The organism is Microbacterium elymi, from assembly GCF_021582895.2.
GTDB lineage: Bacteria > Actinomycetota > Actinomycetes > Actinomycetales > Microbacteriaceae > Microbacterium > Microbacterium humicola.
On record NZ_CP091139.2, the window covers coordinates 456,558 to 469,529 of the forward strand.

General features: G+C 71.1%; 12 protein-coding genes and 1 pseudogene. 5 read left to right on the forward strand and 8 right to left on the reverse strand.

The features are described from left to right. Positions 1–32: 32 nt before the first annotated feature. Entirely contained in the window at positions 33–1,430 is a 1,398-nt protein-coding gene (locus tag L2X98_RS02545) for an HNH endonuclease signature motif containing protein (RefSeq protein ID WP_259612216.1), read from the forward strand. Here the strand turns inward: L2X98_RS02545 and rsmA are convergent. The 4 genes from rsmA to L2X98_RS02565 all read right to left on the reverse strand — a co-directional run bounded on the left by rsmA (position 1,406) and on the right by L2X98_RS02565 (position 3,253). Then, positions 1,406–2,263, reverse strand: a complete 858-nt coding sequence (rsmA, locus tag L2X98_RS02550; protein ID WP_259612217.1) for a 16S rRNA (adenine(1518)-N(6)/adenine(1519)-N(6))-dimethyltransferase RsmA — start codon at positions 2,261–2,263, stop codon at positions 1,406–1,408. The genes L2X98_RS02545 and rsmA overlap by 25 nt on opposite strands. A gap of 2 nt (positions 2,264–2,265) precedes the next feature. Further along, positions 2,266–2,700 (reverse strand): type II toxin-antitoxin system VapC family toxin, encoded by a 435-nt coding sequence (locus tag L2X98_RS02555; RefSeq protein ID WP_259612218.1) that lies wholly within the window; start codon positions 2,698–2,700, stop codon positions 2,266–2,268. Further along, on the reverse strand, positions 2,697–2,852 hold the full coding sequence (locus tag L2X98_RS02560) for a hypothetical protein (RefSeq protein ID WP_259612219.1): 156 nt from the start codon (positions 2,850–2,852) through the stop codon (positions 2,697–2,699). Before L2X98_RS02560 ends, L2X98_RS02555 begins: the two co-directional genes overlap by 4 nt. 131 nt (positions 2,853–2,983) lie before the next feature. Beyond that, a complete protein-coding gene (locus L2X98_RS02565; protein ID WP_259613432.1) occupies positions 2,984–3,253 on the reverse strand; it encodes a hypothetical protein in 270 nt (89 codons plus the stop codon). On the opposite strand from L2X98_RS02565, the pseudogene L2X98_RS02570 reads away from it, so the two are divergent. Next, a pseudogene (locus L2X98_RS02570) lies at positions 3,150–4,551 on the forward strand (sugar porter family MFS transporter). The gene L2X98_RS02565 and the pseudogene L2X98_RS02570 overlap by 104 nt on opposite strands. On the opposite strand, the gene L2X98_RS02575 reads toward L2X98_RS02570, so the two are convergent. The 3 genes from L2X98_RS02575 to rsmI are packed head-to-tail and all read right to left on the reverse strand — an operon-like array spanning position 4,530 to position 7,842. Next, positions 4,530–5,417, reverse strand: a complete 888-nt coding sequence (locus L2X98_RS02575) for a TatD family hydrolase (protein ID WP_259612220.1) — start codon at positions 5,415–5,417, stop codon at positions 4,530–4,532. The pseudogene L2X98_RS02570 and the gene L2X98_RS02575 overlap by 22 nt on opposite strands. After that, the gene (gene metG, locus L2X98_RS02580; protein WP_259612221.1) at positions 5,417–6,991 is read right to left on the reverse strand and encodes a methionine--tRNA ligase; all 1,575 of its coding nucleotides are present in this window, start codon (positions 6,989–6,991) and stop codon (positions 5,417–5,419) included. Before metG ends, L2X98_RS02575 begins: the two co-directional genes overlap by 1 nt. Before the next feature lie 29 nt (positions 6,992–7,020). Next, positions 7,021–7,842: a 16S rRNA (cytidine(1402)-2'-O)-methyltransferase gene (gene rsmI / locus L2X98_RS02585; protein ID WP_259612222.1), complete on the reverse strand. Its 822-nt coding sequence runs from the start codon at positions 7,840–7,842 to the stop codon at positions 7,021–7,023. Between the two features lie 22 nt (positions 7,843–7,864). Between rsmI and L2X98_RS02590 the strand changes: the two genes are divergently transcribed. Genes L2X98_RS02590 through L2X98_RS02600 form a run of 3 tightly spaced genes read left to right on the forward strand, consistent with a single transcriptional unit; the run spans position 7,865 to position 11,145 of the window. Next, the gene (locus tag L2X98_RS02590) at positions 7,865–9,514 is read left to right on the forward strand and encodes a dolichyl-phosphate-mannose--protein mannosyltransferase (protein WP_259612223.1); all 1,650 of its coding nucleotides are present in this window, start codon (positions 7,865–7,867) and stop codon (positions 9,512–9,514) included. Then, positions 9,462–9,956 carry a cation:proton antiporter regulatory subunit gene (locus tag L2X98_RS02595; protein WP_259612224.1) on the forward strand — a complete coding sequence of 165 codons (495 nt, stop codon included), beginning with the start codon at positions 9,462–9,464 and terminating at the stop codon, positions 9,954–9,956. The genes L2X98_RS02590 and L2X98_RS02595 overlap by 53 nt, the downstream gene beginning before the upstream one ends. Before the next feature lie 16 nt (positions 9,957–9,972). After that, positions 9,973–11,145, forward strand: coding sequence for a cation:proton antiporter (locus L2X98_RS02600; RefSeq protein WP_259612225.1), 1,173 nt, complete (start codon positions 9,973–9,975; stop codon positions 11,143–11,145). Here L2X98_RS02600 and L2X98_RS02605 read toward each other — a convergent pair. Beyond that, complete coding sequence (locus tag L2X98_RS02605) at positions 11,132–12,970, reverse strand: thioredoxin domain-containing protein (protein ID WP_354002894.1); 1,839 nt, start codon at positions 12,968–12,970, stop codon at positions 11,132–11,134. The two genes, L2X98_RS02600 and L2X98_RS02605, sit on opposite strands and share 14 nt — an antisense overlap. Positions 12,971–12,972 lie beyond the last annotated feature (2 nt).

Sequence of the window (12,972 nt, forward strand, 5' to 3'; positions counted from 1 at the left end):
CCTTGATCGTGCGTTTGTTCTAGTCTAGAGGCATGGAAGCGCCGTCGCAGACCGTCCCCGAGCGGATCGACGACGCGTTCGTGCTGCGCTCGCTGTTCTCCGACGCCGAAGCCGAGCAGTATGCGGCCAACCGCCGCGAGGCGCGCCGCTGCGAGGCGCTGGCCGATGTGCTCGAGTACGCCCGTCGCCATCCCGAGCTCTACGTCTCGGCCGATCCGGACGGTCCTGATCCGCTGGCCGGACGCGCGATCCCGCCGCTGGGCGGCGATGCCGAGCTGGCGACCCGGTGCGCCGTCGCCGAGGCCGGCTCGCGCCTGAACTTCACCGAGCATCAGGTGCGCTCGCTCGCCTCGACCGCCCAGCACGCGCGCACCCGGCTGCCGCTGACCTGGCACGCCGCCCGCGAGGGCCTGCTCACGGTCGCGCACGTGGAGGCGATCCTCGGTCAGCTGCCGGTGTTCGGCACCCGCCCCGAGCTCGTCGGCGAGTTCGACCGACTGCTCAGCGAGGTCGCCCTCCATGCCACGGTCGGCGCCACCCGGCACAAGGCTCGGGACGTGGCCGATCGGCTCACCAGCCGCACCCGCACGCAGCGGCACGCCGAGGCCTTCGCGCGTCGCAGGGTGGAGGTCGAGGATGTCGCGGACGGCATGGCGTGGGTGCATGCGCTGGTCTCCGCCGAGCGAGCGCACGCCACCGATCGCGGGATCACCGCCACGGCGAAGAACATGACCACCGACGAGCGCGACGGTCGCACGCACGCCCAGCTGCGTGCGGATCTGTTCGCCGACCTGCTCACCGGCGTCGGCCCGGATCGGATGGTCACGACCAAGGTGTTCGTCACGATCCCGCTGGACCGGCTCTCCCCCGCGGCCCGCACGTCGGTCCGCTCCGGCACATCGGCCGCGACGTCGACCGGAACGTCGACCGGGACGGGGCTGGATCTGAACCGCGACTGCCTCATCCCCGGCGAGGGCAGGATCGACGATGCCACTGCCCGCCAGCTGCTCCTGGATGCCGGTGCGTTCACCCGGGTCATCACCGACCCGGTCAGCGGGGTCATCCTCGACATGGACCGCCGATCCCGTCGGGCGACACGTGCGCAGCGCGACTGGCTCGTGCTGCGGCACGGCACGTGCCTGCGTGACGGCTGCACGCGGCTGGCCATCGACGCCGACATCGATCACCATTGCGCGTATCACGGCCGCGGTCGGGGCGCGACCGACATCGACAACCTCGATCCGCTGTGCGATCCCGATCATGCGATGAAGGACACGACCCGCATCCGACATCGGCGGCGGGACGATGGGACGATCGAGCGCGAATTCCCGACCGGGCACCGTACGGCGAACCCGTTCGCCGGTATCGAAGAGCGCGTGCGTGCGCTGCTCGATCGCGCCGGCCCCTATCCCGACGACCCGCCGTTCTGACGCGCGATGGCGACGAAGTCGTCGATCGTGAGCTGCTCGCCGCGCACCGTCGGGTCGATGCCCGCCTGTTCCAGGACGGCGGATGCCGCGGACGCCGAGCCGCCGAGCACGCCGGACACCGCCTGACGCAGCATCTTCCGGCGCTGACCGAATGCGGCATCCACGATCTCGAACGTGCGGCGTCGCTCCCCCTCGGTGCCGCGCGGCTGCGGGTCGCGGGTGAACGCGACCAGCACGCTGTCCACATTCGGGACCGGCCAGAACACCTGCCGCGACACGGTGCCGGCCAGCCGCCACGGCCCGTACCAGGCGGCCTTCACGCTCGGGCCGCCGTACACCTTCGATCCCGGTCCGGCCGCGAGCCGCTCCCCCACCTCGGCCTGCACCATCACCACGCCGCGCTCCAGCTGCGGGAAGGTGTGCAGGAAGTGCAGCAGCACCGGGACGGAGACGTTGTACGGGAGGTTCGCGACCAGCACCGTGGGGTCGCCGGGCAGCTCTGCGATCCGCAGGGCATCGGCATCCACCACCGCGAGCGCGTCCGGGTCCACGCCGTGCGATGCCGCAGTCTCGGGCAGCCGTGCGGCCAGCCGGTGGTCGATCTCGACGGCGGTGACCCGCGCCCCGGTCTCGAGGATCGCCAGCGTGAGCGAGCCGAGCCCCGGCCCGACCTCGACCACGTGCTCACCCGCCCGCACCTGCGCGATCTGGACGATCCGCCGCACCGTGTTCGCGTCGACGACGAAGTTCTGCCCGAGCTTCTTGGTCGGGGTGACGTCGAGGGCGGCGGCGAGTGCGCGGATCTCGCCCGCGCCCAGAAGTGTCACGGGCATGCTCACCATCCTGTACCACCGGTGTCGGCCGTGATGAAGCCGGCGTCGTGCGCGGCCCGAAGCAGCCGTTGGTCACCCGACGCGAAGAGGACCTCACGCGCCTGGATGAGGGTCGCCGAGGCGAGGTGGACGGCGTCGTATCCGCGCAGCGCATGCGTGACCGCCAGGCGAGCGGCTCGATCGACGAGGTCCGAGAAGACTTCTATCAGCGTCAGCTCGGTCGCCAAGCGCCAGACATCCTCCTGGACGGCATCGTGTTCATGTTCGGTCAGTCGCCCCAGCCGGTGCGCCTGTCCGACGGCCGCGGCGGCCTCAACGAGGATCAGCCGAGTGCTCACCACCTGATCGGCGTCGCCCCACAGGCGGCTGGCAGCCGTTGATCCGGACTCCTGGACGACGAGTGGAAGGAATGCCGAGGTGTCGAAATAGACGATCATTCGCGCTGCTCGGACACGATATCGCTGACGGGGCCTTCGGTGACGTGCGGCCGGGGACGAGGCCGATGCGTGTGACGCGGCGGCATCGCCAGCCCTTCGTCGATCAGTCGCTGGAGTGCGGCATCGCCTTCGAGCGGGATGATCTGCGCCACGGCGACGCCACGATCGGTGATCGTCACACGATCACCGTTGTGGGCAAGCCGTCACGTACGCGCTGAGCCTGCGCCTTCAACGCACGGATCCCGACTCGCCCCATCAGCGCTCCCGTCCCTGTAGTCACATTCTACGACGCCGAGGGTACAATCGGTCCGCCGTACATCTGCGACGATGGCCCCTGCCGCGGAGGTCCGCGCATCGGTAGTGTGACCGGCATGACCAGTTCGGAATCGCTGCCGACAGGTACCTTCACGCTGCGCGGGCCGTTCGGGCGCCGTGCGATCGGGCTGTCGGTGGCCGGTGCCGTCGGCGGATTCCTCTTCGGCTTCGACTCGTCCGTCATCAACGGCGCGGTCGATTCCATCCAGCACGATTTCGCGCTGAACTCGGTGATCACCGGGTTCGTAGTGGCCATCGCCCTGCTCGGCTTGCGCGGTCGGCGCCATCCTGGCCGGTCAGCTGGCCGACCGGTGGGGGCGGCTGCGGGTGATGCTGCTGGGCGGCATCCTGTTCTTCGCCAGCTCGATCGGGGCGGGTCTGTGCGTCAGCGTGTGGGACCTCGGGTTCTGGCGGGTCATCGGCGGGCTCGGCATCGGCATCGCCTCGGTGGTGGCGCCGGCCTACATCTCCGAGATCGCGCCGCGGCAGATCCGCGGCGGGCTGGCCTCGCTCGAGCAGCTGGCGATCACGATGGGCATCTTCGTCGCGCTGCTGTCGGACGCCGTGCTGTCCTGGTCGGCCGGAAGCGCGAACGCGCCGCTGTGGCTGGGCATGGACGCGTGGCGGTGGATGTTCCTCGTCGGGGCGATCCCGGCCGTGGTGTACGGCCTGCTCTCGTTCGCCCTGCCCGAGTCGCCGCGATTCCTGCTGGCCAAGGGCCGCACCGACGAGGCGCGCGAGATCTTCTCCCGGCTGGTCCCCGAGGTCGACCTCGAGAAGACCGTCAACGATCTGCGCAGCGCGATCGAAGCCGACCGTGCCCACGCCGGGGTCTCGCTGCGGGGCCCCGCGCTCGGCCTGCAGCCGATCGTGTGGATCGGCATCATCCTCTCGGTGTTCCAGCAGTTCGTCGGGATCAACGTGATCTTCTACTACTCCACCTCGCTGTGGCAGTCCGTCGGCTTCCCGGAGAGCGCGTCGGTCGGCATCAGCGTGGTGACCTCGATCACCAACGTCCTGGTCACTCTGATCGCGATCTTCCTGGTCGACCGGGTCGGCCGCAAGCCGATCCTGCTGACCGGCTCGGTGCTGATGACGCTCTCGCTGGCGCTGATGGCCGTCTCCTTCGTGTTCGCCAGCACGAACGCCCAGGGCGAGGTCTCGCTCGGTGCGCCGTGGGGGCCGATCGCGCTGGTCGCGGCGAACGTGTTCGTGGTCGGCTTCGGCGCGTCCTGGGGACCGCTGGTGTGGGTGCTGCTGGGTGAGATCTTCCCCAGCCGGATCCGCGGCAAGGCCCTGGGCGTCGCGGCCGGCGCCCAGTGGATCGCGAACTTCCTGATCACGGTGAGCTTCCCGGCGATGTCGAGCTGGTCGCTGCCGCTGACCTACGGGATGTACGCGCTGTTCGCGGCGCTGTCGTTCGTGTTCGTGGCCTGGCGCATCCCCGAGACCAAGGGCATGGAGCTGGAGCAGACCGAGACCCTGTTCGTGCGGACGCCGAAGACTGCCGGTGGTCAGTCCAGGAACGAGCCGTAGACGGCGAGCGTGTTGGCGGCCAGCTGTGCGCACAGCTCGTCGACGTCCACGCCCAGCTCGCCCGCCATGAACCGCACGGTCACCGGCACCAGGTACGGCGCGTTGGGCCGCCCGCGGAACGGCGTGGGCGTCAGGAACGGCGCGTCGGTCTCGACCAGGATCCGGTCGCGGGATGCCACGGCCAGCGCGTCGCGGAGGTTCTGCGCGTTGCGGAACGTGATGTTGCCGGCGAACGACAGGTAGCAGCCGCGATCGGTCGCGATCCGGGCCATCTCGGCGTCGCCGGAGAAGCAGTGGAAGACCGTGCGCTCGGGCGCGCCGACCCGCTCCAGCGTCGCGAGCACGGCTTCGTGCGCGTCGCGATCGTGGATCTGCATCGCGATGTCGTGCTTCTTGGCCAGTGCGATGTGCGCCTCGAAGCTGGTGAACTGCGCGGGCCGGCCGTCCTCGCCGGTGCGGAAGAAGTCGAGCCCGGTCTCGCCGATCGCCCGCACCCGCGGCTGGGCGGCGAGTTCGTCGATCACTGCGATCGCCTCGTCCAGCCGCCCGGCCGCCGCATATTCCGGCGCTTCGTTCGGGTGGATCGCGACCGCCGCCAGCACCCGCGGGTGGCGGGCCGCGGCATCCGCCGACCAGCGGCTGGAGTCGATGTCTCCGCCGGCCTGCACGACCCCGGCGATGCCCGCGGCCGCCGCACGCGCCAGCTGCTCGTCCAGGCTCAGCGGGTCGTCGCCGTCGGCGATCTCGAGGTGGCAGTGATTGTCGTACACCGGCACCGCGAGCGGCTCGGGCAGCGGCGGGTAGGTGACGTCGCGGCCGCCCTTCTCACGCCGACGCACGTAGTTGCTCGGGTCGTCGGCCGCCATCAGCTCTGCTCGACGCGCGGGAACAGCGGTGCCAGGCCGTTGACGCTGGTCCCCGGGTGGAGGATGCCCAGCTGCCGGCCGCGCGGATCGGCTGATCCTGCAGCCGGCCGAGCGACTCGGCCGCACCGAGGGCCACCCACAGCTTCTCGGTGGCCTCGGGCATCACCGGCGACAGCAGGACGGCAAGCGCACGCAAGCCCTTCCGACGCCGTGTACAGGACGGTGCCCAGCCGTTCGCGCTGCACGTCGTCCTTCGCGAGCGCCCACGGCTGGTTGTCGGTGATGTAGCCGTTCAGCTCGTCCACGATCGTCCAGATGGCGGCGATCGCCTCATCGATGCGGAAGCGCTCGATCGCCGCATCCGCGGCGGCCGCGGCATCCGCCACCGTCTTCTGCACCGCCCGGTCGCCCTCGGCGTACTCGCCCGGCACCGGCACGATGCCCTCGAAGTACCGCTCCACCATCGCCGTGGTGCGCGAGGCCAGGTTGCCGAAGCCGTTGGCCAGCTCGGCCTGATAGCGGGCCGACAGATCCTCCCACGAGAACGAGCCGTCGTGCCCGAACGGGATGGCCGAGAGGAAGTAGAAGCGGTACGCGTCCGACCCGAACACATCGGTGATCTCGGTGGGCGCGATGCCGGTGAGCTTCGATTTGGACATCTTCTCGCCGCCGACCAGCAGCCAGCCGTGCGCGAACACGCCGCGCGGCACCTCGAGCCCCGCGGCCATCAGCAGCGCCGGCCAGATCACGGCGTGGAAGCGCAGGATGTCCTTGCCGACCACGTGATAGGCCGGCCAGCGGCGCGCGAAGTTCTCCTCGTCGCTGCCGTAGCCGATCGCGGTGACGTAGTTCAGCAGCGCGTCGACCCACACGTAGATGACGTGCGACTCGTCCCACGGCACCTTGATGCCCCAGTCGAACGTGGACCGCGAGATCGAGAGGTCCTTCAGCCCCTGCCTGACGAACGAGACGACCTCGTTGCGGGCCGAATCCGGGCGCACGAAGTCGGGCTCGGTCTTGTACAGCTCGAGCAGCTTGTCGCCGAACTCGCTGAGCTTGAAGAAGTAGTTCTTCTCCTGCAGCAGCTCCAGCGGCTTCGAATGGATGGCGCACACCTTCAGGCCCTCGAACGGCCCCGTGCCGTCGACGATCTCGGATTCGGGCTTGAACTCCTCGCAGCCCACGCAGTACAGCGCCTCGTACTCGCCGGCGTAGATGTAGCCGCGGTCGTACAAAGTCTGGAAGAACGCCTGCACAGCCTCTTCGTGGCGCGGCTGCGTGGTGCGAATGAAGTCGTCGTTGGCGACGTTCAGGGTCTTCAGCAGCGGAAACCACGACTCGGACACCAGCTTGTCGACCCACTGCTGCGGGGTGACGCCGTTCGCGGCGGCCGCGCGCAGCATCTTCTGGCCGTGCTCGTCGGTGCCGGTCAGCATCCAGGTGTCGTCGTCGCCCTGTCGATGCCACCGCGCGAGGGTGTCCACGGCGACGCTCGTGTACCCGTGCCCGATGTGGGGCAGATCGCTCGGGTAGTAGATCGGCGTGGTGATGTAGAAGGAGCCCGCGGAAGTCACCCTGCGAGTCTAGTTTGCGGCGCGGAGCCTCACCCGTTCTTGACGGCGAGCGCGGCCTGGTAGAGCTCGCGCCGCGAGTGTCCGGTCAGCTCGGACACCTCGGCGGCGGCATCCTTCAGACGGGTGCCCGACCGCGTGAGCTCGAGCAGCTGGGTCACGGCGTCCGCGAAGGCGACCCGGCGCGGCGCGGCACCGCCCACCACGACGACCAGTTCGCCGCGCACCCCCTCGGCCGCCCAGGCCGCCAGCTCGCCCAGCGTGCCGCGGGCGATCTCCTCGTGCAGCTTGGTCAGTTCGCGGCACACCGCCGCCGGGCGGTCGGCGCCGAACGCCTCGGCCATCGCCTGCAGGGTCGCGGCCACCCGGGACGGCGCCTCGAAGAACACCATCGTGCGCTCCTGGCCGGCCAGGGCCGCGAGCGCCTGCGTACGCTCGCCGTCCTTGCGGGGCAGGAAGCCCTCGAATGTGAACCGGTCGGTGGGCAGCGCCGACACCGCCAGGGCGGTCACGACGGCGCTCGGCCCGGGGATCACGGTCACCGGCACGCCGGCGGCCGCCGCGGCCGCGACCAGCCCGTACCCGGGATCGCTGACCGTGGGCATGCCGGCATCGCTGAGCACGAGCACGTCCGCCTCGCGCGCCAGGTCGACGACCTCGCCGGCGCGCTCCTTCTCGTTGTGGTCGTGCAGCGCGAGCAGCCGCGGACGGTTCGTCACGCCGAGCGCGGCCAGCAGCCGCTGGGTGGTGCGGGTGTCTTCGGCCGCGATCACCGTCGCGCGCTCCAGCGCCTCGATCAGGCGACGCGAGGCATCGCCCAGATTCCCGATGGGCGTGGCCGCGAGGATGATCACCGCCCCAGCATAGGCTGGGGCGGTGACTGCGACGGTGGATGCGCTGCTGGCCGAGACCCGGCCGTCCCACTTCGATCGCTGGTGCGCCCGGGTGCGCCACACGCCGGTGCTGCGCCGGCGCATCGACGTGCTCGCACCGGTCTTCGTGACGCTGCTGGCCGCGGTGCTGCGCCTGTGGAACCTGGGGCATCCGCACGCGCTGGTGTTCGACGAGACCTATTACGTGAAGGATGCCTGGAGCCAGTGGAACCTCGGCTACCCGGCGGATTGGCCCAGCGACGCCGACAAGGGATTCGTCGCCGGAGCGACGAACACGTTCCTTGACACCGGCAGCTTCGTGGTCCATCCGCCGCTGGGCAAGTGGTTCATCGGCCTGGGCATGTGGCTGTTCGGGCCGGACTCGTCGGTCGGCTGGCGGATCGCCGCGGCGCTGTTCGGCACCGCCACCGTCCTGCTCGTATACCTGCTGGCCCGGCGTCTGACCCGGTCGACGGTGTTCGCGACGGTCGCCGGGCTGCTGATGGCCATCGACGGCCTGGGCATCGTCCTCAGCCGCGTGTCGCTGCTGGACATCTTCCTCACGTTCTTCTCCGTGCTCGCGGTGCTGTTCCTGGTGTACGACCACGAGTGGCACCGCATCCGCCTCGCGCGGCGGCTCGGCGCCGACCCGGAGCGGTCGCCGTGGGGCCCCGTGCTGTGGGGACGGCCCTGGCTGCTGGCGGCCGGGGCCGCGGCCGGGGCCGCGACGGCGGTGAAGTGGTCCGGGCTGTACACGCTGGCCGCCATCGGGATCTACGTCGTGGTCAGCGACGCCCTCGCCCGGAGGCGCGTCGGGCTGCCGCTGTGGCCGTGGGGGGCGCTCGCACAGGGCGCGGCATCCTTCGTCCTGCTGGTTCCGATCGCCGTCATCGTCTACCTGGCCTCGTGGACCGGATGGCTGGTCACCGACGGCGGGTACGACCGGCACGCCGCCGACGCCGCGCCGGCGACCGGGCTGTTCGCGTGGGTGCCGCTCACACTGCAGAGCCTGTGGATCTACCACCAGGCGATCTATGCGTTCCACGTCGGCCTGACCACGCCGCACAGCTATGCCAGCCCCGCCTGGCAGTGGCCGCTGCCTGCGGCCGACCTCGATGTACTGGCATCAGGATCAGGTGGGGCAGAACGGATGCTCGTGGCCGAGCACCTGTGTGCAGTCGATCTCGTCGATCCCGAACCCGATCATCTGGTGGGCGGGGATCGCCGCGTCGGTGTTCCTGATCATCGCCTTCATCCTGCGCCGGAACTGGCGACACGCGGTCGTGCTCACCGGGCTGGCCGGCGCCTACCTGCCCTGGTTGCTGTTCCCCGAGCGGACGATCTTCCAGTTCTACACGATCGCGATGCTGCCGTTCACGGTGCTGGCGCTGACGTTCGCGCTTGCGCGAGATCGCTGGTTTCCGCTCCACGGCGGTCCGGCGACGGCTCGCCGGGCAGCGGGTCGTGTGGGTCTTCCTCATCGTGGTCGTCGTCCTTTCCGCCCTCTGGTACCCGGTGTGGACGGCCACGAACGTGCCGTACGAGTTCTGGCTGCTGCACAACTGGATCCCGAGCTGGATCTGAGCGGTACCCTCGACTCTGTGACTGTCCACATCGAGAAGGTCGATCTGCCCGGGATCGGCGTGCGCCATGACCTCGTCACCGAGAGCGGCCGCCGCCTGGCGGTGGTGCGGTACCGCGACGGCGAGCGCGAACTGGGCGTGTACGACGCCGACGACCCCGATCGCTGCCGCGAGTCGATGCGCATCACCGACGACGAGGCCGAGGCCCTGGCCGACCTGTTCAGCGCCTCGCTCGCGGTGAGCCGGCTGACCAAGCTGACCGAAGAGACCGACGGGCTCTACACCGAGAAGATCGCGCTGCCGGCCGGTTCGCCGTTCGTGGACAAGACCCTCGGCGACACGAAGACGCGCACCCGCACCCACGTCTCGGTGGTGGCGATCATCCGCGACCGGCGGATCATCGCCTCGCCCACCCCGGACGAGACGCTGCGCGAAGGCGACGTGATTGTGACGGTCGGCACACGTGCCGGCCTGGATGCGGCCACCCGGCTCATCAGCGACGGACCCGAGTGATCCCCGGGCGCCGCGGATGAGCGAACCCACCATCGTCCTCATCGAGGTCGGCGCCCTCCTGTTCGCGATGAGCCTCCTGGGCAGGCTCGCGGCGCGTCTCGGGTTCTCTCCCATCCCGCTCTATCTGATCGCCGGCCTGGCCTTCGGCACCGGCGGCATCCTGCCGATGGATGCCAGCGCCGGGTTCTTCGAGATCGGCTCCGAGATCGGCGTGATCCTGCTGCTGGCCCTGCTCGGGCTGGAGTACTCCGCCGAGGAGCTGCCGACGGGCCTGCGGCGATCGAAGGCCGCCGGCGTGCTGGACGCCGTGCTCAACGCGCTGCCGGGCGCCGCATTCGCACTGATCCTGGGATGGGGGCCGGCAGCGGCGGTGGCCGTCGCCGGTATCACCTGGGTGACCTCCTCCGGCGTGGCCGCGAAGCTGCTGCGCGACCTCGGCCGGATCAGCAACCGCGAGACGCCGGTCATCCTCTCGATCCTGGTGATCGAAGACCTCGCGATGGCGTTCTACCTGCCCACCGTCTCGGCGCTGGTGATCGGGGTGAGCCTGGCCCAGGGCGCGGTCCGCGTGGCGATCGCGGTAGCGGTGGTGCTGGTCATCCTGTTCATCGCCCTGAAGTTCGGCCGCTTCGTGTCCCGGCTGTTCACCCCCGACCTCGCCGAGCCCCTCGTGCTCGGCGTGCTCGGGCTGACCATGCTCGTGGCGGGACTGGCCGAAGAGGTGAACGTGTCGGCGGCGGTGGGCGCGTTCCTGGTCGGCATCGCGCTGTCCGGCCGGGTCGCCGAATCGGCCCGCGAGGTGCTGACGCCGCTGCGCGACCTGTTCGCCGCCGTGTTCTTCGTGTTCTTCGGCCTGGCCACCGATGCGTCGCAGCTGCCGCAGATGATCGTGCCCGGCCTGATCCTGGCCGCGGTGACGATGACCACCAAGATCATCACCGGCTACGTCGCCGCCCGCCGCGCCGGGATCGGCGTGCCCGGCCGCTGGCGTGCCGGCATCGGGCTGATACCGCGCGGGGAGTTCTCCATCGTCATCGCCGGGATCGCCGGCGGGACCGCTCCGATGCTGGCGCCGCTGGCGGCGGTCTACGTGTTCGTCACGGTGATCGGGGCGACCCTGCTCAGCCGGCTCAGCGACACCGCCTGGTTCCGCCGGGTCACGGTGCGCAAGCCCGTCACAGCGAAGTGAGGTCGGTCACCGGCATCCGGCAGGCGAAGTCGCGGCATTCGTACACCGTGGGCACGGCGCCGACCTTGCCCTCGAACAGCGTGAAGCCGGCGGCGGCCAGCGCCGCCGCCTGATCGTCGGTGACCACCGCCAGCACGTCCGCCGGCCGGGCCGCGGCCGCCCGCGTGAGCGGGTCGCCCAGCGCGCCGACCACGACCGTCTGGCGCGGCGCGGTGATCAGCTGGGTCGCGACCCGCAGCGCGCCGTGCGCGAGCGGCTCGGCCAGAGCCGCCGCCGCGTGGCGGGCGACGACGGATGCCGCGGCCTCGCGGAAGCGGTCGCCCGCGCCCAGCTGCCACAGCAGGCACGCGGCGTCGGCCAGCGCGGCCGGGCCGGATGGATGGTCGGTGTCGGCGGCCGATCCGTCGGTGCCCAGCCCGTGTGCGGCGAGCACCGGGTCGCCCCCGCCGGGGGCGGACGGTCGGCCGTCCTCCGCGCCGGCGGCGAGACACTGTTCGACCAGGTCGCGGGCCGCACCGGCCAGGACCGGCTCCCCGGTCGCCGCGGCCAGCCGGCCCAGCCCGCCGGCGAGCAGGCCGTAGTCCTCGAGGGTTGCCGTCGCGGGCGAGATGATCTCGTCCAGGCTCGCGCGGCGCAGCCGCCCGTCCTCTCCGACGGCGGTGGCCAGCACCGCGTCGGCCGCCCACTGCGCGGCCTCGATCAGACGGGCGTCGCCGAGGCGGACCCCGGCGGAGGCCAGCGCGCCGATCGCCATCCCGTTCCATCCGGTGACGATCTTGCCGTCGACGGCCGGAGGTTCCAGCCCCGCGCGGGCCGCGGCATCCCGCCCGTAGTAGCCGCCCTCGCGGCGCTCCCCGTCGATCCAGGACTCGGAGTCCTGGGCTTGCGGCGAAGCCGCCGGAGGGCTGCTGCAGCACCTGGGTGAGGAAGCCGGCGATCTCCCGCGCCGTCGCCTGGTCGCCGGCGTCCAGGGCGGTCTCGAGCAGGCCGGCGTTGTCGGTGAGCATCCGCTCGTAGTGCGGGACGGTCCAGTCCCGGCGGGTCGCATAGCGGAAGAATCCGCCGTCGACCGGATCGCGCAGCGCAGACGCCGCCATCGCGGCGATCGCCCGGGATGCGGCATCCGACGCGTCCGGCAGAGGGTCGGCGAGCGCCGGGCTCTGCAGGAACCGCAAGGCGGCACGGTGGGGAACTTCGGGGTCGTCATGCCGGCATCGGGCGGCGCGAAGCCGCCGTACTCGCGGTCCTCCCGCGCGAGCGCGGTGTGCGCGGCGCGGACGAGATCGTCCAACGGCGGCAGGCCGCCCGGTGCCGCACTCGCCCCGCGGACGGTCGCGAGCGCCTCGGCCACGGTCGCGGCGGTGTCGTGCACCTGGTCGCGTCGCTGCGTCCACGCCTGCCGGACCGCCGCCAGCACCTCGCCGAAGGACGCGAGTCCCGCGCGCGGCTCGGGCGGGAAGTAGGTGCCGGCGAAGAACGCCCGCCCCTCCGGCGTCGCGAACACGGTGAGCGGCCACCCCAGGTTGCGGGTGAACGCGGACGCCGCCGCCATGTACGCGTCGTCGACGGCGGGGTGCTCCTCGCGGTCGACCTTGATCGCGACGAAGCCGTCGTTCAGCTCGCGGGCGATCTCGGGGTCGGAGAACGACTCCCGGGCCATGACGTGGCACCAGTGGCAGGTGGAGTAGCCGATCGAGATCAGCACCGGCACGTCCCGCTTCGCCGCCTCGGCGAACGCCTCCGGCCCCCAGGGGAACCAGGCGACGGGGTTGTCGGCGTGGGCCCGCAGGTAGGGGCTCGCCGACGCGGCGAGACGGGATGTCATGG